Here is a 21,318-nt window from a genome sequence, read left to right as displayed (position 1 = left end):
TCGTGTGCCAGGCGTTCAGTCTGGCACCCGCGCCCTGCCCTTTCAAACCTTTCGACGGGGCGTTGCGCGTATTCTCAACCGGGACCCCATCATGCAGTTCAGCAAATCGAACAAGCTCGCCAATGTCTGCTACGACATTCGCGGCCCAGTGCTCAAGCACGCCAAACGCCTGGAGGAGGAAGGCCACCGCATCCTCAAGCTGAACATCGGCAACCCGGCGCCGTTTGGCTTCGAGGCGCCGGACGAAATCCTTCAGGATGTGATCCGCAACCTGCCCACCGCGCAGGGCTACAGCGACTCCAAGGGGTTGTTCAGCGCGCGCAAGGCGGTGATGCAGTACTGCCAGCAAAAAGAAATCGAAGGCGTCACCATCGAGGACATCTACCTGGGCAACGGTGTGTCCGAGCTGATCGTCATGTCGATGCAGGCACTGCTCAATAACGGCGACGAAGTGCTGATTCCGGCCCCGGACTACCCACTGTGGACCGCTGCGGTGAGCCTGGCTGGCGGCAAGCCGGTGCACTACCTGTGCGACGAGCAGGCCGACTGGTTCCCTGACCTTGAGGACATCAAGGCCAAGATCACGCCGAACACCAAGGCCCTGGTGATCATCAACCCGAACAACCCGACCGGCGCGGTTTACTCCAAAGAGCTGCTGCTGGGCATGCTGGAGCTGGCACGCCAGCACAACCTGGTGGTGTTCTCCGACGAGATCTACGACAAGATCCTCTACGACGAAGCCGTGCACATCAGCACCGCCTCGCTGGCGCCAGACCTGCTGTGCCTGACCTTCAACGGTCTGTCCAAGTCGTACCGGGTGGCGGGCTTCCGCTCCGGCTGGCTGATCATTTCCGGGCCTAAACACCACGCCCAGAGCTACATCGAAGGCATCGACATGCTGGCCAACATGCGCCTGTGCGCCAACGTGCCGGCCCAGCACGCCATCCAGACCGCCCTGGGCGGCTACCAGAGCATCAATGACCTGGTTCTGCCACAAGGCCGCCTGCTGGAGCAGCGCAACCGCACTTACGAGCTGCTCAATTCGATCCCCGGCGTGAGCTGCGTGAAGCCGATGGGCGCGCTGTATGCGTTCCCGAAGATCGACCCGAAAGTGTGCCCGATTCACAACGACGAGAAGTTCGTGCTCGACCTGCTGCTGTCAGAGAAGCTGCTGATCGTACAGGGCACGGCGTTCAACTGGCCGTGGCCGGACCACTTCCGTGTGGTGACCTTGCCACGGGTAGATGACCTGGAGCAGGCAATCGGGCGGATCGGGAACTTCCTAAAGGGTTATTCGCAGTAAATTCCGGCGCGTTCCGGGGCAAGCACGCTCCCACAGATGCAACCCCGTACCTGAGGGTTGTGGAATTACTGTGGGAGCGGCGGTGCGGCGATCCGACTTGCCCCGCGAATGGGCTGCAAAGCAGCCCCCGCAATCCCATATGATGTCTCTTACATCCTGCAACGCTCTGCCTCACAGCCCTAGCCTTTTCCTCTGCCATACTCCGCCGTACACAGTTTGAAATAGTCGCCCGATTGAATCGGCACGGCTTGCCCCTTATATACCCCGCAGTAAGCAACACACTCATCCGTCAGGAGAACGTAACAACCATGATGCGCATTCTGTTGTTTGTAGCCACCAACCTCGCGGTGGTGCTGGTTGCAAGCATTACCCTGAGCCTGTTCGGTTTCAACGGGTTCATGGCCGCCAACGGGGTCGACCTCAACCTCAGCAGCCTGCTGGTGTTCTGCGCCGTGTTCGGTTTTGCCGGCTCCCTCGTCTCGCTGTTCATCTCCAAGTGGATGGCGAAGATGAGCACCGGTACCCAGATCATCTCCCAGCCGCGCACCCGCCACGAGCAGTGGCTGTTGCAAACGGTCGAAGAGCTGTCGCGCGAGGCCGGCATCAAGATGCCCGAGGTGGGTATCTTCCCCGCGTACGAGGCCAATGCCTTTGCCACCGGCTGGAACCGTAACGACGCCCTAGTGGCCGTGTCCCAGGGCCTGCTCGAGCGCTTCTCGCCCGATGAGGTGCGTGCGGTGCTGGCCCACGAAATCGGCCACGTGGCCAACGGTGACATGGTCACCCTGGCACTGGTGCAGGGCGTGGTGAACACCTTCGTGATGTTCTTCGCCCGCATCATCGGCAACTTCGTCGACAAGGTCATCTTCAAGAACGAAGAAGGCCAGGGCATCGCCTACTACGTGGCGACCATCGTTGCCGAATTGATCCTGGGCATCCTGGCCAGCATGATCGTCATGTGGTTCTCGCGCCGCCGCGAGTACCGCGCCGACGAAGCCGGTGCGCAACTGGCCGGCACGGCCGCGATGATCGGCGCCCTGCAGCGCTTGCGCGTGGAGCAAGGCCTGCCGGTGCACATGCCGGACACCATGAAGGCCTTTGGCATCAATGGCGGCCTCAAGCACGGCCTGGCAGGCCTGCTGATGAGCCACCCGCCACTGGAAGACCGCATCGAGGCGCTGCGTCGCCGCGGTTGAGCCACCCGCTAAAAACAAAGGGCGACTTCGGTCGCCCTTTTTTTTACACGGCTACCCCATCAGAGCTGTATGCGATACACCCGCTCAAGCAGGCTCGTCGCACCCGCCTGAACGAACTTTTCGCTCTGCTCGATAATTTCCACGGCTTCCAGCGCCTGCACCTCGCCACACGCAAACCCCTGCCGAACCTCAGCGTCCGCCACTGAAAACGGCGGGCCGGGCAACAGCGCCTGGTCATAACCCAGCGTCACCAACAGCCCTTGACTACCCGACGGCAACCCTTCAGCCAGCAACTGCATGTACCGCAAGCGCATCTCGGGCGGCAAGGCAATCAACGCCGCGCGGTCATAGAACCCCGCGCAATCGGCCAGGTCCTGCACCTGCAAGGCAAAGAAATCGCCGCACCACACTTCTACCCCGCCACTGCGCCAAACCTCGAAGTCGCCCCTGTGCAGCACCTCGGGCTCAAGCCTGTGCTCACGGAAAAAGCCCTCTACCGCCCGCCGCGACAGCTCCACGCCCAGCACGCGATAGCCCTGCCCTGCCAACCAGGCCAGGTCCAGGCTCTTACCGCACAACGGCACCAGCACTTGGCTGCCAGGCGCCAACGCCAGCGCTGGCCAGTGCGCCTGCAAGTAGGGATTGACCTGCGCTTGATGGAAGCCGATCTGGTTGTCGGCCCACCGCTTGTGCCAGAACGCTGGCTCCATGACTGCTCCTATACTGATCGAGCGCTTCGATAGAAAGCGCAGAAAACTTGGTTTGGATTTCGATCGGTAACTGATCGAAGATGACAGCATCTTAACCCTCAGGACCTCACCATGCTGCCCAGCCTGTTCATTTCCCATGGTTCCCCCATGCTGGCCCTGCACCCGGGCGCCAGCGGGCCGGCGCTGACCGGGCTGGCCAATGCCTTGGCGCAGCCCAAGGCAATCGTGGTGGTGTCGGCGCACTGGGAAAGCCGCGAGCTGGTGGTGACCGGCAGCAAGCAGCCCGAGACCTGGCACGACTTCCACGGCTTCCCCCCGGCGCTGTACGCCGTGCAGTACCCAGCACCCGGCGAGCCTGCACTGGCCGAACAGGTGTGTGCGTTACTGGGCGCTGCTGGCCTGCCAGCACGTACCGATACGCACCGCCTCTTCGACCATGGCGCCTGGGTACCGCTGAGCTTGATGTACCCGAGCGCCAACATCCCAGTGATTCAGGTTTCGCTGCCCAGCCAACAGGGGCCTGCCTTGCAGTTACAGGTCGGCCAGGCGCTGGCCGAGATGCGCCAGCAGGGCGTGCTGCTGATTGGTTCGGGCAGTATCACTCACAACCTCGGCGAGTTGGACTGGCATGCCGGGCCGGACGCGATCGAGCCTTGGGCGTTGGCGTTTCGGGATTGGGTAGTGCAGCGGCTGGCCGAGGATGACCGTGCGGCGTTACTGGATTACCGACGCCAGGCGCCGTTTGCAGTGCGTAACCACCCCAGCGATGAGCATTTGTTGCCGCTGTTTTTTGCGCTGGGGGCTGGGGGCGGGTTCGGCGTGGTGCACCAGGGGTTCACCTTGGGCGCACTGGGGATGGATATCTATCGGTTCGACTGACGAGCCTCTTCGCGGGACAAGCCCGCACCCACAGATGGATAGTGCTTTCAAGCCCAATGCCATACCTGTGGGAGCGGGCTTGCCCCGCGAAGCAGCCGGCACAGGCAAAAAAAATCCCCAGCGCATGCCGGGGATTTTTTTATTACGCCAGGATCAATCCTCGCGGTAGCGACGCAGCTTCAGCTGCTTGCCAGCCACACGGGTATCCTTGAGCTTGGTCAGCAAACGCTCCAGGCCGTCTTCCGGCAGCTCGACCAGGCTGAAGCTGTCGCGTACCTGGATACGGCCGATAGCGTCACGGGCCAGGCCGCCTTCGTTGAGGATCGCACCCAACAGGTTCTTGGCAGCGATGCCGTCACGGGCACCCAGGGCAGTACGGCAACGCACGCGGCCTTCGGCCAGCGGCATTGGCGCGCGACGCTCACGGTCACCGCGGTCACCACGGTCACTGCGCTCGGCACGTTCACCGGTACGCTCACGCGGAGCACCAACGCCCGGTACCAGCGGCTGTTCACGCTCTACCGCAGCCAGGTCCAGCGCCTGACCATTGGTTGCTTTGCGCAGCAAGGCCGAAGCCAGGGCACGCGGGCTGCAACCCAGGTCGGCGGTCAGACGGTCGAGCAGGTCGCCATGAGTGGCTTCCGATTCGGCCACCAGCGGCGCCAGGCTCGAGGTCAGCTTCTTGATGCGTGCATCCAGAACGGCCTGGCCATTGGGCAGGCGAGCTTCGGCAACCTTCTGCCCGGTAACACGCTCGATCACCTGCAGCATGCGGCGCTCACGCGGGGTTACCAGCAGCAGCGCACGGCCTTCGCGACCGGCACGGCCAGTACGGCCGATACGGTGTACGTAGGACTCTGGGTCGTACGGCATGTCAACGTTGAACACGTGAGTGATGCGAGGTACGTCCAGGCCACGGGCAGCAACGTCGGTAGCGACGACGATGTCCAGGCGGCCATCCTTGAGCGAGTCGATGACGCGCTCACGCTGGTTCTGGGCGATGTCACCGTTCAGCGCAGCAGCCTTGTAGCCTTTGGCTTCCAGCGCGGCGGCCAGGTCCAGGGTGGCTTGCTTGGTACGCACGAAGGCGATCAGCGCGTCGAACTCTTCGACTTCCAGCAGACGCAGCACAGCCGGGATCTTCTGGTCGGCATGCACCATCAGGTGAGCCTGGTCGATCGCGGTAACGGTCTGGGTCTTGCTCTGGATCTTGACGTGCTTGGGTTCACGCAGGTGACGCTCGGCGATCGAACGGATCGACGACGGCAGGGTTGCGGAGAACAGTACGGTCTGACGGCTGGCCGGGATGGCATCGAAGATCACTTCGAGGTCGTCCATGAAGCCCAGCTTGAGCATCTCGTCGGCTTCGTCCAGTACCAGGTACTGTACGGTCGACAGGACTTTTTCGTCACGACGCAGGTGGTCGCACAGACGGCCCGGGGTAGCAACGACGATTTGTGCGCCGTTACGGATGGCACGCAGCTGTGGGCCCATCGGGGCACCACCGTAAACAGCGACCACGTTAACGCCCGGCATCTGCTTGGCGTAGGTTTCGAAAGCGGTAGCAACTTGCAGCGCCAACTCACGGGTTGGCGCCAGGATCAGGGCTTGCGGTTCGCGCTTGCTCACGTCGATCTTGTTGAGGATCGGCAGGGCGAAGGCAGCGGTCTTGCCGGTGCCAGTCTGCGCCTGGCCGATCATGTCGTGACCGGCGAGGATGATCGGGATCGACTGATGCTGGATGGCGGACGGCTCTTCATAGCCGGTAGCCAGCACAGCAGCAACAATATTCGGATTGAGTTCGAGAGCGGCGAATCCGCCGGTTTCCTGGGTCATGGGTCTGCCTCTAGGTGCATCCGCAAAGACCCATGCTCCAAAGCTGCACATGCCTTGAAAGACCAGAAGGTCACCCAGGCAGCTTTGGCGGCGGGGATTTGCGAAAACGATTGAAAAAGAAAAACTTGGGAAGGTCCGCCTAGCGGACGAACAGCCGAAGCTGGACTCGGAGGATTTGCACCACCTGATTTTGAGGTCCGCTAAAAGACCGGCGCGTACTATACCCGAATTAACGGGTTACGTGAGGAAAATTTTCGGGGGCAAGGGCCAGTATCGCGCCATCAGCCAACCGCAGGCTGAATCGATTCCCGCCTACCCTACGCTACCGGCCCTCAGGTCGCCGGCCGGATCTCACGGATCAGGCTGGCCAGGCTATACCCCAACTGCGGCGCCAGCGCCTCGGCCCGCGCCCGCAAACCGTCCAGGTCCAGCATCTGTTCCAAGTCCGCCGGCACCAGCAGGATCACATTACCCTCCTTCACCGGCAGCTCCCAGTAATGGCGGTGGTACAACCCGCGCAACAGCGCCGCGCCCAGCGGCTTGCCGTCATCGCTGGCCCATTGGTTGATCACCAGCCAACCGCCTGGGTTGAGCTGCTTCTGGCAGTTTTCCAGGAATGTCCAGGCCAAGTGCCCGACACCCGGGCCGTGGTCGGTATAGAGGTCGACGAAAACCAGGTCGGCCTTTTCGGCGCTGGGCAGCAGTTCGAGGGCATCTCCCACCCGCACGTAAAGGCGCGGGTCATCGTCCAGGCCCAGGTATTCCATGGCCAGGCGCGGCACGTCCGCGCGCAGCTCGATGGCCTCGATGTCCTCCAGCGGCAGGAACTTCATGCACGCCTGCGTCAGCGTACCCGCGCCAAGGCCCAGAAACAGCGCACTCTCTGGCTGCTCGTGGCACAGCGCACCGACCAGCATGGCGCGGGTGTAGTCATATTCCAGCCAGCTCGGGTCGGCGGTGAACACGCAGCTCTGCTCGATGGCATCGCCGAATTCGAGAAAACGGTAGTCGTCCACCTCGTACACGCTGATGACGCCAAAGGCATCTTCGACCCGTGCCAGTAGCCGCTCTTCCCGTTCCGCCGTCATGTTCGCCACTCGCCCGTGCAAAAACGCGCATTGTCCGCCAACACCCCCGATGCAACAAGCACGACGGCAGCTGTTACCATGGCCAAAAGCCTATAACCGACAACATCGAGCCCGAGATGAACGCACCGTGGAGCCCTGACAGCTGGCGTGCCCTGCCGATCCAGCAGCAACCGACCTACCCCGACGCCGCGCACTTGCTCAAGGTCGAGCAGACCCTGGCCAGCTACCCGCCACTGGTGTTCGCAGGCGAGGCGCGCGAGCTGCGCCGGCAGTTCGCCGAGGTGACCGAAGGCCGCGCCTTCCTGCTGCAGGGCGGCGACTGCGCCGAGAGCTTTGCCGAGTTTTCGGCGGCGAAGATCCGCGACACCTTCAAGGTGCTGCTGCAGATGGCCATTGTCATGACCTTTGCTGCCGGCTGCCCGGTAGTCAAGGTCGGGCGCATGGCCGGGCAATTTGCCAAGCCACGCTCATCGGGCGACGAAACCATTGGCAACGTCACCCTGCCCGCCTACCGTGGCGACATCGTCAACGGCATCGGTTTCGACGAAAAAAGCCGCATCCCCGACCCGGACCGCCTGCTGCAGGCCTACCACCAGGCCACCGCCAGCCTCAACCTGTTACGCGCCTTTGCCCAGGGCGGCTTTGCCGACCTGCACCAGGTGCACAAATGGAACCTGGACTTCATCGCCAACTCGGCGCTGGCCGACAAGTACCATCAGCTGGCCAACCGCATCGACGAGACCCTGGCCTTCATGCGGGCCTGCGGGCTGGACAGCGCGCCGCAACTGCGCGAGACCAGCTTCTTCACCGCCCACGAAGCGTTGCTGCTCAATTATGAGGAAGCGTTCGTGCGTCAGGACAGCCTGACCGGCGACTACTACGACTGCTCGGCGCACATGCTGTGGATCGGCGACCGCACGCGCCAGCTCGATGGCGCCCATGTGGAGTTCCTGCGTGGCGTGCATAACCCGATCGGGGTCAAGGTTGGCCCAAGCATGAACCCCGAGGAGTTGATCCGCCTGATCGACACCCTCAACCCAAGCAATGACCCTGGCCGCCTGAACCTGATCGTGCGCATGGGGGCCAACAAGGTTGGCGACCATCTGCCAGGGCTGATCCGCACCGTCGAGCGCGAAGGCCGCAAGGTGCTGTGGAGCTCCGACCCGATGCACGGCAACACCATCAAGGCCAGCAGCGGCTACAAGACTCGCGACTTTGCGCAGATTCTCGATGAGGTGAAGCAGTTCTTCCAGGTGCACCAGGCCGAAGGCAGCCATGCCGGCGGTATCCATATCGAAATGACCGGGCAGAACGTCACCGAGTGCATCGGTGGTGCCCGGCCGATTACCGAGGATGGCTTGTCGGACCGCTACCATACCCATTGCGATCCGCGGATGAACGCCGACCAGTCGTTGGAATTGGCGTTTCTGATTGCCGAAACCCTCAAGCAGGTTCGGCGCTGAGGTTCGGGCGCCGTCATTTACGCAGCGGATCATCCCAGAAATGCCGTTCGGCCTCTTGCTGGATATCCGCCCGGCTCAACCCCAGATCGTGCAATGTCGCATCGCTGAGCCGGGCCAGTTCCCGACGCTGACGGTACAGCTCGAGCCAGCGCGCCGGGCGCTGCAGCGCTGCATGCCACAGGTGGTTCAGTGAGACGACTGGTTGCTGAATGCTGCTGACATGACCTTTCATCGTGAAGCCCTCCGTGTTGATGGCTCCAGTCTCACGCCGGGCTTAAGATCAATCCAACGAATGTTTCTGATGCCATGCATCTCGGAGATTGATGCTATGTCCCAGTATCAAAGCCTCGATGCCGACGTGTTGCGCACTTTCGTCGCCATTGCCGAACAAGGCGGCTTCACGCGCGCCGGCGAGGTGGTCAACCGCACCCAGTCGGCGGTGAGCATGCAGATGAAACGCCTGGAGGAAGATATCCTGCAGCGCCAGCTGTTCGAGCGCGATGGTCGCCAGGTGCGCCTTACCGCCGAGGGGCAGGTACTGCTCGGCTACGCCAGGCGCATCCTCAAGCTGCACGGGGAAGTGTTCAATACCTTGCGCATGCCGCACATGGTCGGGGTAGTGCGCATCGGCACGCCGGACGACTACGCCATGCGCTTTCTGCCGACCATCCTGTCGAGTTTTGCCCAGGCCTACCCGCTGGTGCAGGTGGAGGTGCATTGCGACTCGTCGAAGCAGTTGATGCTGCGCCAGGACCTGGACCTGACCATCGTCACCCGCGAGCCGGGCAACGAAGTTGGCCAGTTGCTGCGCCAGGAGCGCCTGGTGTGGGCTGCGGCCGAAGGGTTTTGCCCACAGGAGCAACGGCCCATGCCGGTGGCGCTGTTCAATACCGACTGCTTTTGCCGCGCCTGGACCTGCAATGCGCTGGAGGCACAGGGCATCGACTACCGCATTGCCTATACCAGCCCCAGCCTGGCGGCGATCTTTGCCATCGTCACGGCCGGGCTGGCAGTAACGGCGCAGTTGCAGAGCCTGGTGGGCGGCAATATCCGGATTCTCGGCGATAACGATGGGTTGCCGCAGTTACCGGTGGCCAATGTGATGTTGGTGCGCAGTACGCAGAACCCTTCGCCGATCACCGATTGCATGGCCGACTACATCGTCGAAGGCTTCAAGTAGGAGCGGCCTTGCGTCGCGAAAGGGCCGCACCGCGGCCCCCAAAGCTCAAAGCTCAAAGCTCAAAGCTCAAACCCCAGCATCACCGCGCACACCACCAGAAACACACAAAACATCGCCCGCAACACTTTCTCTGGCAAGGCATGCGCCAACCTCACGCCCCAGCTGATGCTGAGCAACCCACCCACCGCCAAGGGTATCCCCACCGCCCAATCGACACTCTGGTGCACGCCATACGTCAGCAGAGTCACCGCCGTACTGGGCGCCGCCAATGCCAGCGAGAGCCCTTGCGCCACCACCTGCGTGGTGCCGAACACACTGGTCAGTATCGGCGTCGCAACCACCGCGCCTCCCACCCCGAACAGCCCACCCATGGTTCCGGCAAAGCTGCCCAGCACCCCCAGCCATGGCCAGGCATAGCGCATTTCAGGGCTTGGCGGCGCAACCCTCAAGAACATCCGCGCCACGTTCCAGATGGCCAGCGCCACCAGAAAACCGACAAACCCCAGGCGCATGGCCTGGGCATCGATGCCCACCGCCCAGATCGAACCCAGCCAGGCGCACAGCAAACTGCACAACGCCAACGGCAGCGCATGACGCAGTTCGATGCGATTGCGCTGGTGGTAGCGCCACAGCGCCAGCAACACATTCGGTACCACCATGACCAACGCAGTGCCCTGCGCCAGCTGTTGGTCCAGCCCGAACAACACGCCCAGCGCCGGGATGGCAATCAGCCCACCGCCGATGCCGAACAAACCGCCCATGGTGCCCAGGGCTGCGCCCAGCACGCTATACAACAACCACTCGATCATCAGGGCCTCTTGTGCCGTTCTTTAGCAATGGGCGCATGCTACCGAGTCGGGGCTGGTGGGGAAACGCACAGCAGCGCACAATGGCTGTGCGTTTTCTGCAAAGCCGAGCCGCCATGAGCCCTGACATCCTTACCGACCAACTCAGCCTGTTCCTCGATGTGCTGGAAACCGGCAGTTTTTCCGCCGCCGCTCGGCGCCACCCGCTGACGCCCTCGGCCGTGGCCCGGCGCATCGACAACCTGGAAAACGCGGTGGGCAGCCGCCTGTTCACCCGCAGCACTCACGCGGTGCGTGCCACACCGGCAGGCAATGCCTTTGCCGAGCGCGCACGGCGTATCATCGAGGAACTACGCCTGGCCCGCGCCGAAGCCGTGTCATTGAGCAGCGCCCCGGAAGGCTTGATCCGCATCGACGCCCCCGCCGCGTTCGGCCGCCGCCACCTGGCCCCGGCCATCGCCGACTTTCTGGTGGCGTACCCGGGGCTGGACGTGCACCTGCGTCTGATCGACAGCTTCGTCGACCTGCACGGCAGCCACCTGGGCGAGGTCGACCTGGTGTTGCGCGCAGGTCCCCTGGCCGACACCCGCCTGGTGGCCACGCCGCTGGCGTACATGGTGCGCATCGCCTGCGCCAGCCCAGCCTACTTGGCCAGCCGTGGCGTACCGGCGTGCCCCAGCGAACTGCCTGAACATGACGGCCTGGACTGGGACGGCCTGGCACCGCCTTTCGCCTGGCGCTTCAACGTGGCGGGCCAGGCCCGACTGTATCGGCCAACACGCATGCGCATGGCCGCCAACAACGCCGAAACCTTGCTGTTTGGCGCCCTGGCCGGTTTAGGCGTCGCCCACCTGCCCACCTGGCTGATCAGCGAATACCTGCTGCGCGGCGAACTGATTGCGCTGTTCTGCGACGGCGGCCTGCCGGCAGCAGAGAGCAGCGGTATTTATGCGCTGCGCCTTGCACATGAAACGAACTCTCGCAGCCGTTTGCTGCTCGAATTTCTCAAGAGCCGTTTCAGCCCCATTCCACCCTGGGACCTGGCGCTGCGCAGTGAACTGCGCTGGCAGTGAACGCACTGATGATCAGCGTGCTAGATTTTCCCATTGATGATTCCAAGGACCTGCATGAACGCCGACACCCAAGCCTCCTGTGACGAGCTGCTGCTGGACAACCAGGTCTGCTTCGCCCTGCATTCAACCTCGTTGCTGATGACCAAGGTCTACAAACCGCTGCTGCAGGCGCTGGGCCTGACCTACCCGCAATACTTGGCGATGCTGGTGCTATGGGAGCGGGACGGCCTGACCGTGGGCGAGATCAGCCAGCACCTGCTCACCGACCCTGGCTCGCTGACCCCGCTGCTCAAGCGCCTGGAAAGCGAAGGCCTGCTCAAGCGCACCCGCAGCCGCGAGGACGAACGGGTGGTATTGGTGCAGTTGACCGACAAGGGCCGCGACCTGCAGCAACAGGCCAAACAGGTGCCACCGTGCATCCTCAAGGCCAGCGGGCGCAGCTTGCAGCGCCTGCAACAGCTGCAAGCCGACCTGCTGGACCTGCGCGAAAACCTGCAGAAAAACCTCTGAGCGCTATGCTGTGAGATGGCCGTTCGGATGAGCGGTGAATATTTATCTTGCGCGCAAACTAATTGCGCGCTAATTTAAATCCCACACCCACCCAGCGCCACCTCACCCCAGGTCGCGCACAGCACGTTAGCGAGGCTCAAGATGCAAAAGGTCACTCCGCTGTACATCGCCGAAGCCACCTCCACCGGCGGGCGCGACGGCAAATCCCGCTCCAGCGACGGCAAGCTGGAGGTCAAGCTGAGCACCCCCAAGGAATTGGGCGGCGCGGGGGGTGAAGGCACCAACCCAGAGCAGATGTTCGCTGCCGGCTACTCGGCCTGCTTCATCGGTGCCCTGAAGTTTGTTGCCGGGCAAGAGAAGAAAGCCCTGCCAGCAGATGCCTCGATCACTGCCAAGGTGGGCATTGGCCAGATTGAGGGTGGTTTCGGCCTGGACATCGACCTGCACATCAACCTGCCAGGCCTGGCCCAGGCCGATGCCGAAGGGCTGGTGGAGAAGGCGCACAAGGTCTGCCCTTACTCCAATGCCACCCGCGGCAATGTGGATGTAAGGCTGCATGTGACGGTCTGAACACAGGTATAAAAAAACCCGGCCGAGGCCGGGTTTTTTGCTGCATCTCAAGAACACTTACTTCTTGGCGCGGCCTTTGTACGAACCGCCTTCGCGGGTATCGATCTCGATCAGGTCGCCGATTTCGATGAAGTCAGCAACGCTGAGCTCAGTACCGTTCTTCAGCTTGGCAGGTTTCATGACCTTGCCCGAAGTGTCGCCGCGAGCGGAACCTTCGGTGTAGTCAACCTGGCGCACGATGGTGGTCGGCAGTTCTACCGACACCAGGCGGCCTTCGAAGAAGACGGCTTCGCAGATGTCTTCCATGCCTTCTTCGATGAACGGCAGAACGGCTTCGATATCCTCGGCGTTCAGCTCGTACATGGAATAGTCGGTGGTGTCCATGAAGGTGTACGTGTCACCGCTGATGAACGACAGGGTCGCTTCTTTGCGATCCAGGATCACATCGTCCAGCTTGTCGTCCGCACCGTATACGGTTTCGGTCTTGTAGCCGGTCAGCAGGTTCTTCAGCTTGGTCTTCATGATCGCGCTGTTACGGCCCGATTTGGTGAACTCAGCTTTTTGCACCAGCCACGGGTCGTTGTCGATCCGCAGTACGGTACCGGGTTTCAGTTCTTTACCAGTTTTCATTGCGAAGTATCCGAATCTGGATGGATTTATAAAAATCGAGGCCGCATATCATAGCCAATTTCGGTAAAACTGTACCAGCGCCATGGCAAGGTCTGGCCGAGTGGCCTGACGGGCCGCCCAATCACGGGCATGCTGTTGCAGTTCTGGCCAGTGTTGCTGGGCCGCTTGCCACGCCTGGCCGACGTCACGGTCCATGTTCCAGGCACGCCACAATGCCACCAGGGCGGCAGAGGCATCGGCTGACAGGCCGTGTCGATAATGCTCAAGGAACGCTTCGAGCTTTTCCCAATGGGCGTTCTCGTCCTGCACGTAGATGTGCCACAGCATCGGGCGACCGGCCCATTGCGCGCGCACGAAGGAGTCTTCGCCGCGCACGGCATTGAAATCGCAGCTCCACAGCAACCGATCATAATCGTCCTGGCTGACGAACGGCAAAATCTGCACGGTCAGCGCCCCACGGACGCGCACATCACCCACCTCCAGCCGGACCAGGCCCAACCAGCTGCCGACGTCAGCCAGAATGCGCCCTTGCGGCACCAGCAGGTGGGTCGGCTGGCTATCTGCCGCCAACGCATCCAGCCAATTGCCCAGCTGGGTGTTTTCATAGGCGAACAGCGAGATCAGCCGCGTCTGCACCTCGGGGTACACACCAAGCCGTTGCAAGAACGCCTGGCGGGCCTCGGCGGACTGTTCGAAGGCCTGGCGCCGCGCCAGCAGCGTGGCCTCGCGCAACAGGCCGCCGGTCTTCTCGGTAAAGCCGGGGAAGAAGAACACCTTGCGCAAGCCGTTGGCCTGGGGGGACGGCAAGCCGTGGCAGCCTTCCACCCAGTGCTCGGCGCTGAGGTATTCGAGGTTCAGCCACAGCGGCGGCTTCGCCCGGGCGCGCATGGCCTCGACATAGTGCGCCGGCAACTGGCAGGCGAAGGCGCCGATCACCACATCTGCGGGCTCAATCGGCACCCATTCGGCCGGCCACTGGCGCACATCGACGCCCTGCTGCCACTGCTGCAACGCTGCGGCATCGGCCCCGGGGCACATCGGCACGAAGGCATTCAGGTCGTCCACCCACAGGCGCACTGCGATTTCGTGCTCGTCCACCAGTTGCCGCGCCAGGCGCCAGGTCACGCCGATATCGCCATAATTGTCGACGACGGTGCAAAAGATGTCCCAGGTGGCCTTCATGTGCCCTCCCCCTCATGGTGCGGAAAACCGCGGATTCTGCGGATAAATTGTCGTCGACAAAAGCACCTGCGGGTAAAATTCGCCAGCAGCGTGCGACAATGCACGCCGCCCCACCCTGCCAGGAGGCCGCCATGCCCCGCCACCGCGAGCTGAAGATCACCCTCAAGCCTTTGCAACTGAGCCTGTGCGTGGCCATTGGCCTGTGGCTGGGCGCCGTGGCCATCGCCGTGAGCCTATGGCTGGCAGTGCAACTGTGGCCCGAGCAGGTGCAGCCGGTTGCCCAGGCCCTGGCCCCTGCCCTCGGCCAACCCGCCGCGCCCCCGGTGGATGCGCAGGGTGAGATGTTCGAGCGCTACAAGGGCATCCTGCAACAACAGGAACGGCAACAGGCCGCCGAGGCCGCCCAGGGTAACCCGCGCAACCTCAACAGCCCCAAGTGCCAGTTCTGGCTGCAGCAGAACCGCACCGCACCTACCGATAAAAGCCAGGCCAATGTGCTGGAGTTCTGTTACTGAAGATGGACAAGCCCCTGCTTCTCACGCGCATCGTCGCGACCCTCGAACATGACGTGGACGTGCTGAGCCGCGCGGCGCAGACCGCGTACGAAGCTGCCACCGCCGAAGAGAACATCGCCGAGAACAAGTACGACACGCTAGGCCTGGAAGCCTCGTACCTCGCCACCGGCCAGGCGCGCCGCACGGCCGAGATCCGCCAGGCGCTGCAGATCTACCAGCAACTGCTACTGCGCGACTACGACCCGCTGCGGGGTATACAAGTGAGCAATCTGGTGACCCTTGAGGATGAGGATGGCCAGCAGCGCCGGCTGTTTCTCGGGCCCGAGGCGGCGGGGTTGAAGATTGGCGACGGCGACGAGCTGGTGACGGTGATTACACCACGCTCGCCGCTGGGGCAACAGCTGATGGGCAAGCGGGTCGATGATGAGGTGAGCCTGGGGGCACAGGTACTGTTCATTAGTGAGGTCGTCTGAGCTGGCCTCTTCGCGGGGCAAGCCCGCTCCCACAAGATCATCTTCACTTAACCCAAGACTTGTGCGGTACCTGTGGGCGCGGGCTTGCCCCGCGAAAAGGCCGGGCTAGGCAACATTCATCTAAAGGCGCTGCAACGCATCGAATTGCCCCGCCAACCCCTGCTGCGCAAACTGCTCCACGACAAAATCGATGAACGCCCGCGTCTTCCTCGGCAACAGTTTGTGCTCGGCGTAATACAAGCTGATATGCCCATCGTCCACATACCAGTCCGGCAACACCCGCTGCAGTCGCCCTGCCTGCAGGTAAGGTACCGCAAACGGCAAACTGACCAATGCGATGCCCAAACCCTGCTGCGCAACCGCACAAGCCGCATCCGAATCACTCATGGTCATCGCCTGACGCAGCAGCAACGGCTGCTGCTCCTGCCAGCGGCTGGTCAGCGGCCAGGAGCGCACCCGTCCGGTCTGGGGTGAGCGAATCAGGATTCCGTCATGGCGCTGCAACGCCTGCGGGCCATCGATGGGTGGGCGCTGGTCCAGATAGCCAGGCGCCGCCACCAGCACCCGATGGGCGGGGGTCAACTTGCGCGCCACCACGCCCAGTGGCAGCTCGAAACCACCCCCAATGGCCGCATCGAAACCCTGGCCGATCAAATCGACCTGGCGATTGTCGAAATGCCAGTCTGGGGTAATAGCGGGGTAACGACGCAAAAACTCCCCCAACAGCGGCAACACATAGAGCCGCCCGAACACCGTGCCCATGCTCACCCGCAGCAACCCGGCCGGCTGGCCTTCGGCACTGGCCAGGTTGGCCACGGCATACTGGATGGTGCGAAAGCTGTCACTCACCTCCCCCAGAAAGCGCTGGCCCGCTTCGGTCAGGGTCAGCTTGCGGGTACTACGCTGGAACAGGCGCACGCCCAACCGGGCCTCCAGTTGGGCCACATGCTTGCCGACTGCGGCAGGCGTGAGGCTCAGACGGCGGGCAGCCTCGGCAAAACTGCCAACCTCGGCGCTACGGATAAAGCACTCGAGGGCGTTGAAAGACTCCATGGCCATGATTCACAACCAAAGGTTTACTCTGCTGATAGTGATTGCCATCTTATCAGCAGGTAATTAGCCACCGATACTGCGCCCATCCAAGGCATTCGGCCTTGCTTCCCAGCAGGAGATCAGCATGTCCAAACAACTTCCCCTCGACGGTAAAGTAGCCCTGGTCCAAGGCGGTTCCCGTGGCATTGGCGCAGCCATCGTCCGCCGCCTGGCCCGCGAAGGCGCACGGGTTGCCTTCACCTACGTGAGCTCGGCCGGCCCGGCCGAACAGCTGGCCCAGGAAATCATCGGCAATGGCGGCCAGGCCCTGGCCCTGCGGGCCGACAGCGCCGACGCGGCAGCCGTGCAGTTGGCGGTGGATGACACCGCCAAGGCCTTCGGTGGGCTCGACATCTTGGTCAACAACGCCGGTGTGCTGACCGTGGCCCCGATTGCCGAGTTCGACCTGGCCGATTTCGACCGCATGCTGGCGGTGAACGTGCGCAGTGTGTTCGTCGCCAGCCAGGCAGCCGTGCGCTACATGGGCCAGGGTGGGCGCATCATCAATATCGGTAGCACCAACGCCGAGCGGATGCCGTTTGCCGGTGGCGCACCCTATGCCATGAGCAAGTCGGCACTGGTGGGGCTGACCCGGGGCATGGCCCGCGACCTTGGCCCGCAGGGCATTACCGTCAACAACGTGCAGCCCGGCCCGGTGGACACCGACATGAACCCGGCCAGCGGCGAGTTTGCCGAAAGCCTGATACCGCTGATGGCGATCGGGCGTTATGGGCAGGTGGATGAGATTGCCAGTTTTGTGGCTTACCTGGCGGGGCCGGAGGCGGGGTATATCACCGGGGCCAGTTTGACGGCCGATGGTGGCTTTGCGGCTTGATGTGGTGAAGGCGGCGGGGTGCAGGGCACTAAAACTCAACTGCCCTACCCCTACCGGCCCTAGAATAAAGCCCCCTGCCCTCGAGATTCCCATGAACACCCCAACCCTCAGTCGCGCCCTGATTCTGCTGATGGCCACCGCCACCGGCCTGGCCGTGGCCAGCAACTACTATGCCCAGCCGTTGCTGCACAGCATCGCCCAGCAATTCGGGCTGAGTACCGCCAGCGCCGGCAGCATCGTCATCGCCGCCCAGCTCAGCTACGGCGCCGGCCTGCTGTTGCTGGCACCGCTGGGCGACCTGTTCGAACAGCGCCGCCTGATCACTGTGATGACCGCCATCGCCACCCTCGGCCTGGTCATCAGCGCCTGCGCGCCGAACCTGCCGTGGTTGCTGCTAGGCACCGCGCTGACCGGCCTGTTCTCGGTGGTGGCGCAGATCCTGGTACCCATGGCCGCGACCTTGAGTGAGCCGCATCAGCGCGGGCGCGCGATCGGCACCCTGATGAGCGGCTTGTTGCTGGGTATCCTGCTGGCCCGCACGGCGGCCGGCTTCATGGCTGAACTGGGGGGCTGGCGCAGTATCTACGTACTGGCCGCCGTGCTGATGGCCATCACTGCCTTTGCCCTGTACCGCAGCTTGCCGCAGCATCACAACCCTGCCGGGCTGAAATACCCGGCGCTGATCGGCTCGGTATTCCGCCTGTTCTTCGAAGAACCGGTGCTGCGCCTGCGGGCGTTGCTCGGCCTGTTGGCGTTCAGCCTGTTCGCGCTGTTCTGGACACCGCTGGCATTTTTGCTGGCACAAGAGCCTTACTTTTACTCGGATGCGGTAATCGGCCTGTTCGGCCTGACCGGCGCGGCGGGGGCACTGTCGGCCAACTGGGCCGGGCGCCTGGCTGACCGCGGCAAGGGCTCGCTGGGCACCACGGTGGGGTTGGTGGTACTGCTGCTGTCGTGGGTGCCGCTGGGCTTTGCCGAATATTCGCTGCCGGCCCTGCTGCTGGGGGTGCTGATGCTCGACCTGGCAGTGCAACTGGTGCACGTCAGCAACCAGAATGCGGTGATCGCGCTGCGGCCTGAGGCACGCACGCGGCTCAATGCCGGCTACATCACCTGTTACTTCATCGGCGGTGCGCTGGGGTCGCTGCTGGGCACGCAACTGTTCCAGCGCCAAGGCTGGATCGGCATCGTCGTTGCCGGGCTGGTGATCGGTACAGTGGCGCTGCTGGCCTGGGCGCTGGCCGAGCGCAAGCGCTTGGGCCGCGACACTGCAACGCACTACCCTCCGTCGCTTGGCCGTTGACTTGCCAGGGCGGGCAGCGCTCAGTAGGCGCTGGACAATGCCCTTCTGACAGGACGACCCAATGACAAGACTCACGGTGCAATCCGGCGATTTCTTGCAAGGTGAAGGCGAGTATCGCAACGGATCGCTCACACTCAAGACCCCGCGCAGCCCTTCGCCGGGCGAGCGGATCTCCCTCACGCGCATCAGCGACCTCAGGTTGGCCAGCCTGGAGTCCAGCCGCAGCCTGGGCACTGCCCTCGGCTGGGGTGTGGCGGGCGCCCTGGTGGCCGGCCCGGTGGGGTTGCTGGCCGGGCTCTGGCTGGGCGGCAAGGAGCAAGAAGCCACCTTCCTTGCCACCTTCAAGGATGGGCGCAAACTGTTGGCCGTCACCGATGGCAAGACCTGGTCGAAGATCGACGACAGTTGGCGCCAGCACAAGCGCCCGGCCAGCAACCACTGAATATCGCGAGGCCCTGATCGTTTCAGGGTGAAGGCGGCTGTTAAGATGCCGCCTTTTTCACGGCCCGTACCGGCCTTCAGGAGCCCCGCATGCCCCCGCTTCGCCCCCGCCTGCCCCTGAGCTTGCTCAGCCTGGGCCTAGCCTTGCATTGCCCTCATGGTCTTGCCGAAGACAGCGTCATGCTGGAGCCACTGCGGGTTTCCGACCGCTATGGCGACGACGGCTACCAGGTACGCGAAGCGTCGGTAGCAGGCTTGCAGGCCGCGCCACTGCTCGACACCCCGGCCTCGGTCAGCGTGTTCAGCCAGCAACTGCTGGAGGACCGCCAGGTGCGCAAGCTCAGCGAAGTGCTGCAAAGCGATGCCTCGGTGGGTGAAAGCTATGCGCCCATCGGCTATTACGAAAACTTCAACGTACGCGGCTTCGCGCTCAATGCCGCCAGCAGCTACCGGATCAATGGCCAGACCCTCGCTGGCGAGCAGAACGTGGCCCTGGAAAACAAGCAGCAAGTGGAGCTGCTCAAGGGCTTGTCCGGCCTGCAGAGTGGCGTTTCGGAGCCTGGCGGGCTGATCAACTACGTGACCAAGCGCGCCGAAGACGTGCGTAGCGTGACGGTGTCGACCAACGAACAGGGCGAGCGCTACCTGGCCACCGACCTGGGCGGCTGGTTCGGCAGTGAGCGGCAGTTCGGCCTGCGCGCCAACCTGGCCCATGAGGACATCCGCAGCTATGTCGACCATGCCGACGGCAAGCGCGACTTCGCCTCGCTGGCCTTTGACTGGCAGATCAGCCCGGATGCTACCTTGCAGCTGGACGCCGAGTACCAGCACCGCGAGCAGCGCTCGGTTCCCGGTTACCAGTTGCTCGGCGGCACGCAGGTGCCCCACGGTATCGACCCGGATGATCGCCTGGCCTACCAACAGTGGGCCAAGCCGGTGCAGAACGATTCGCTGAACCTGGGTGGGCGCTTCGAATACCGCTTCAGCGAGACATGGACCGGGACGTTGAGTGCATCGCGCAGCAAGGTGGTGATCGACGATTACAGCGCGTTTGCGTGGGGCAGCGAAGATGGCTGGCAGTCACACTTCAGCCCAGAGGGTGATTACGACATCTACGACTTCCGCAGCCCCGACGATACGCGCCGCATAGATGAGGCACAGGCCACGCTCAATGGTCGTTTCGACACCATGGGGGTTAGTAATGAGCTGACACTGGGAACCAGCGCGCAACGACGGACACTCGATCAACGCAGTTACTACAACGAGTTGCTGGAACATCCTGGAAATATCTACAGCGGGTCGCCAGCTCAACCGCCATCAGACAAACCGATTGGCTCAAGCGAGCGTCGCCTCGACAGTCGCCAGTATGGCCTGTTCATCAGCGACCGCATCACGTTCAACGAACATTGGCAAACCGTGATTGGCGCCCGTGAGGTACGCCTCGACGAGAAAACATGGAAGGAGGACGGTGAAGCCGGGCGACATACTCAACAGTATCAATTGCTTCCTAACGCTGCGCTCATCTACAAACCAAGCCCGGACACCACGCTGTACGCAAGCTACTCAAAAGGCTTGTCGGCCGGTGGCACCGCCCCCTGGTTTGCCAGCAACGCTGCCGAGATCCTCGCCCCGACCTTGTCTCGCCAACTGGAGCTGGGCATCAAGCGTGACTGGCAGGGCTTAAGTTTCACTGCCGCGCTGTTCCAGATCCGCCAGGCGTACCAATACGCACGCCCGGATGGCGAGGGTAACTTCACCTACGTCCAGCAGGGCCAACAGAAGAACACCGGCCTGGAGCTGGGTGCCAGCGGCTGGGTGACCTCGAACCTGCAGGTTCAGGCCAGCGCCGCCGCCATCCGCGCGCGGGTAAAAAACAGCGGGACCGATGCTTACGAAGGCCACCAGGCCATCAACGTGCCCAAGCTGCGTGCGGCCCTGCAGGCCGAATACAGCCTGCCGGTACCGGGCCTGGCGTTACTCGGAGGTGCGCGCTACAGCGCCAGCAAATATGCCAGCCAGGCGGGCAATGTCGAGGTGGGAGGTTATACCGTCTTTGATGTGGGTAGCCGTTACCGCACGCGCATCGGGGGGTATGACACGGTGCTGCGGTTGACCGTGGATAACGTGTTCGATAAACGCTACTGGCGCGATGTGGGGGATTACCTGGGGGACAACTACCTGTTCCAGGGCGCGCCGCGCACGGCACGCTTGTCGGCATCCGTGAGCTTCTGAT

21 protein-coding genes and 1 pseudogene are annotated in these 21,318 nt (G+C 63.0%); 14 read left to right on the top strand and 8 right to left on the bottom strand.

The genetic code is table 11. The features are described 5' to 3' along the window. Positions 1-91: 91 nt before the first annotated feature. Positions 92-1,303 (top strand): pyridoxal phosphate-dependent aminotransferase, encoded by a 1,212-nt coding sequence (locus HU770_RS03580; RefSeq protein ID WP_033700608.1) that lies wholly within the window; start codon positions 92-94, stop codon positions 1,301-1,303. A gap of 308 nt (positions 1,304-1,611) precedes the next feature. Continuing rightward, positions 1,612-2,499, top strand: coding sequence for a protease HtpX (htpX, locus tag HU770_RS03575; protein ID WP_016715101.1), 888 nt, complete (start codon positions 1,612-1,614; stop codon positions 2,497-2,499). Between the two features lie 59 nt (positions 2,500-2,558). Here htpX and HU770_RS03570 read toward each other — a convergent pair whose 3' ends face one another. After that, positions 2,559-3,209 (bottom strand): thiopurine S-methyltransferase, encoded by a 651-nt coding sequence (locus HU770_RS03570; protein WP_186663042.1) that lies wholly within the window; start codon positions 3,207-3,209, stop codon positions 2,559-2,561. 111 nt (positions 3,210-3,320) lie between these two features. Here HU770_RS03570 and HU770_RS03565 point away from each other — a divergent pair, with 111 nt between their 5' ends. Further along, entirely contained in the window at positions 3,321-4,088 is a 768-nt protein-coding gene (locus HU770_RS03565; RefSeq protein ID WP_186663041.1) for a class III extradiol ring-cleavage dioxygenase, read from the top strand. A 153-nt stretch (positions 4,089-4,241) separates the two neighbouring features. Here HU770_RS03565 and HU770_RS03560 read toward each other — a convergent pair. Together HU770_RS03560 and HU770_RS03555 are read right to left on the bottom strand one after the other, a co-directional pair. Continuing rightward, positions 4,242-5,958 (bottom strand): annotated as a pseudogene (locus HU770_RS03560) (DEAD/DEAH box helicase). A 298-nt stretch (positions 5,959-6,256) separates the two neighbouring features. Beyond that, positions 6,257-7,012 carry a spermidine synthase gene (locus tag HU770_RS03555; RefSeq protein WP_186659396.1) on the bottom strand — a complete coding sequence of 252 codons (756 nt, stop codon included), beginning with the start codon at positions 7,010-7,012 and terminating at the stop codon, positions 6,257-6,259. A 116-nt stretch (positions 7,013-7,128) separates the two neighbouring features. Here HU770_RS03555 and HU770_RS03550 point away from each other — a divergent pair, with 116 nt between their 5' ends. Further along, complete coding sequence (locus tag HU770_RS03550; RefSeq protein WP_033700615.1) at positions 7,129-8,475, top strand: 3-deoxy-7-phosphoheptulonate synthase class II; 1,347 nt, start codon at positions 7,129-7,131, stop codon at positions 8,473-8,475. Positions 8,476-8,488: 13 nt separating this feature from the next. On the opposite strand, the gene HU770_RS03545 is transcribed toward HU770_RS03550, so the two are convergent. Further along, positions 8,489-8,707 carry a DUF1127 domain-containing protein gene (locus HU770_RS03545; RefSeq protein WP_033700617.1) on the bottom strand — a complete coding sequence of 73 codons (219 nt, stop codon included), beginning with the start codon at positions 8,705-8,707 and terminating at the stop codon, positions 8,489-8,491. Positions 8,708-8,803: 96 nt separating this feature from the next. On the opposite strand from HU770_RS03545, the gene HU770_RS03540 reads away from it, so the two are divergent. Continuing rightward, entirely contained in the window at positions 8,804-9,655 is an 852-nt protein-coding gene (locus HU770_RS03540; RefSeq protein ID WP_186659394.1) for a LysR substrate-binding domain-containing protein, read from the top strand. Between the two features lie 59 nt (positions 9,656-9,714). Here the strand turns inward: HU770_RS03540 and HU770_RS03535 are convergent, their stop codons facing one another. Further along, positions 9,715-10,464, bottom strand: coding sequence for a sulfite exporter TauE/SafE family protein (locus tag HU770_RS03535; RefSeq protein ID WP_186659388.1), 750 nt, complete (start codon positions 10,462-10,464; stop codon positions 9,715-9,717). 113 nt (positions 10,465-10,577) lie between these two features. On the opposite strand from HU770_RS03535, the gene HU770_RS03530 reads away from it, so the two are divergent. From HU770_RS03530 to HU770_RS03520, 3 genes are all read left to right on the top strand, one after another. Beyond that, complete coding sequence (locus HU770_RS03530) at positions 10,578-11,534, top strand: LysR family transcriptional regulator (RefSeq protein ID WP_033700619.1); 957 nt, start codon at positions 10,578-10,580, stop codon at positions 11,532-11,534. Positions 11,535-11,588: 54 nt separating this feature from the next. Then, a complete protein-coding gene (locus tag HU770_RS03525) occupies positions 11,589-12,044 on the top strand; it encodes a MarR family transcriptional regulator (protein ID WP_033700620.1) in 456 nt (151 codons plus the stop codon). Positions 12,045-12,185: 141 nt separating this feature from the next. Next, the gene (locus tag HU770_RS03520) at positions 12,186-12,614 is read left to right on the top strand and encodes an organic hydroperoxide resistance protein (protein ID WP_033700621.1); all 429 of its coding nucleotides are present in this window, start codon (positions 12,186-12,188) and stop codon (positions 12,612-12,614) included. Between the two features lie 57 nt (positions 12,615-12,671). Here the strand turns inward: HU770_RS03520 and HU770_RS03515 are convergent, their stop codons facing one another. Beyond that, entirely contained in the window at positions 12,672-13,244 is a 573-nt protein-coding gene (locus tag HU770_RS03515; RefSeq protein WP_033700622.1) for an elongation factor P, read from the bottom strand. A 48-nt stretch (positions 13,245-13,292) separates the two neighbouring features. Next, the gene (gene earP / locus HU770_RS03510; RefSeq protein WP_186659385.1) at positions 13,293-14,426 is read right to left on the bottom strand and encodes an elongation factor P maturation arginine rhamnosyltransferase EarP; all 1,134 of its coding nucleotides are present in this window, start codon (positions 14,424-14,426) and stop codon (positions 13,293-13,295) included. Positions 14,427-14,557: 131 nt separating this feature from the next. Between earP and HU770_RS03505 the strand changes: the two genes are divergently transcribed. After that, a complete protein-coding gene (locus HU770_RS03505) occupies positions 14,558-14,941 on the top strand; it encodes a hypothetical protein (protein WP_186663040.1) in 384 nt (127 codons plus the stop codon). Between the two features lie 2 nt (positions 14,942-14,943). Further along, on the top strand, positions 14,944-15,414 hold the full coding sequence (locus HU770_RS03500; RefSeq protein ID WP_095064146.1) for a GreA/GreB family elongation factor: 471 nt from the start codon (positions 14,944-14,946) through the stop codon (positions 15,412-15,414). A gap of 120 nt (positions 15,415-15,534) precedes the next feature. On the opposite strand, the gene HU770_RS03495 is transcribed toward HU770_RS03500, so the two are convergent. Beyond that, positions 15,535-16,473 (bottom strand): LysR family transcriptional regulator, encoded by a 939-nt coding sequence (locus HU770_RS03495; RefSeq protein ID WP_047583830.1) that lies wholly within the window; start codon positions 16,471-16,473, stop codon positions 15,535-15,537. A 118-nt stretch (positions 16,474-16,591) separates the two neighbouring features. Here HU770_RS03495 and HU770_RS03490 point away from each other — a divergent pair, with 118 nt between their 5' ends. From HU770_RS03490 to HU770_RS03475, 4 genes are all read left to right on the top strand, one after another. Then, positions 16,592-17,341 (top strand): 3-oxoacyl-ACP reductase family protein, encoded by a 750-nt coding sequence (locus HU770_RS03490; RefSeq protein WP_033700627.1) that lies wholly within the window; start codon positions 16,592-16,594, stop codon positions 17,339-17,341. 91 nt (positions 17,342-17,432) lie between these two features. After that, positions 17,433-18,644, top strand: coding sequence for an MFS transporter (locus HU770_RS03485; RefSeq protein WP_186663039.1), 1,212 nt, complete (start codon positions 17,433-17,435; stop codon positions 18,642-18,644). A 61-nt stretch (positions 18,645-18,705) separates the two neighbouring features. Further along, complete coding sequence (locus HU770_RS03480; protein WP_033700629.1) at positions 18,706-19,086, top strand: hypothetical protein; 381 nt, start codon at positions 18,706-18,708, stop codon at positions 19,084-19,086. Positions 19,087-19,175: 89 nt separating this feature from the next. Then, positions 19,176-21,317: a TonB-dependent siderophore receptor gene (locus tag HU770_RS03475; RefSeq protein ID WP_186663038.1), complete on the top strand. Its 2,142-nt coding sequence runs from the start codon at positions 19,176-19,178 to the stop codon at positions 21,315-21,317. The last annotated feature ends 1 nt before the right edge of the window (position 21,318 follow it).

This window comes from Pseudomonas sp. SWRI68 (assembly GCF_014269165.1).
Classification (GTDB): domain Bacteria; phylum Pseudomonadota; class Gammaproteobacteria; order Pseudomonadales; family Pseudomonadaceae; genus Aquipseudomonas; species Aquipseudomonas capeferrum.
This window is presented reverse-complemented; position numbering and strand designations above follow the sequence as displayed.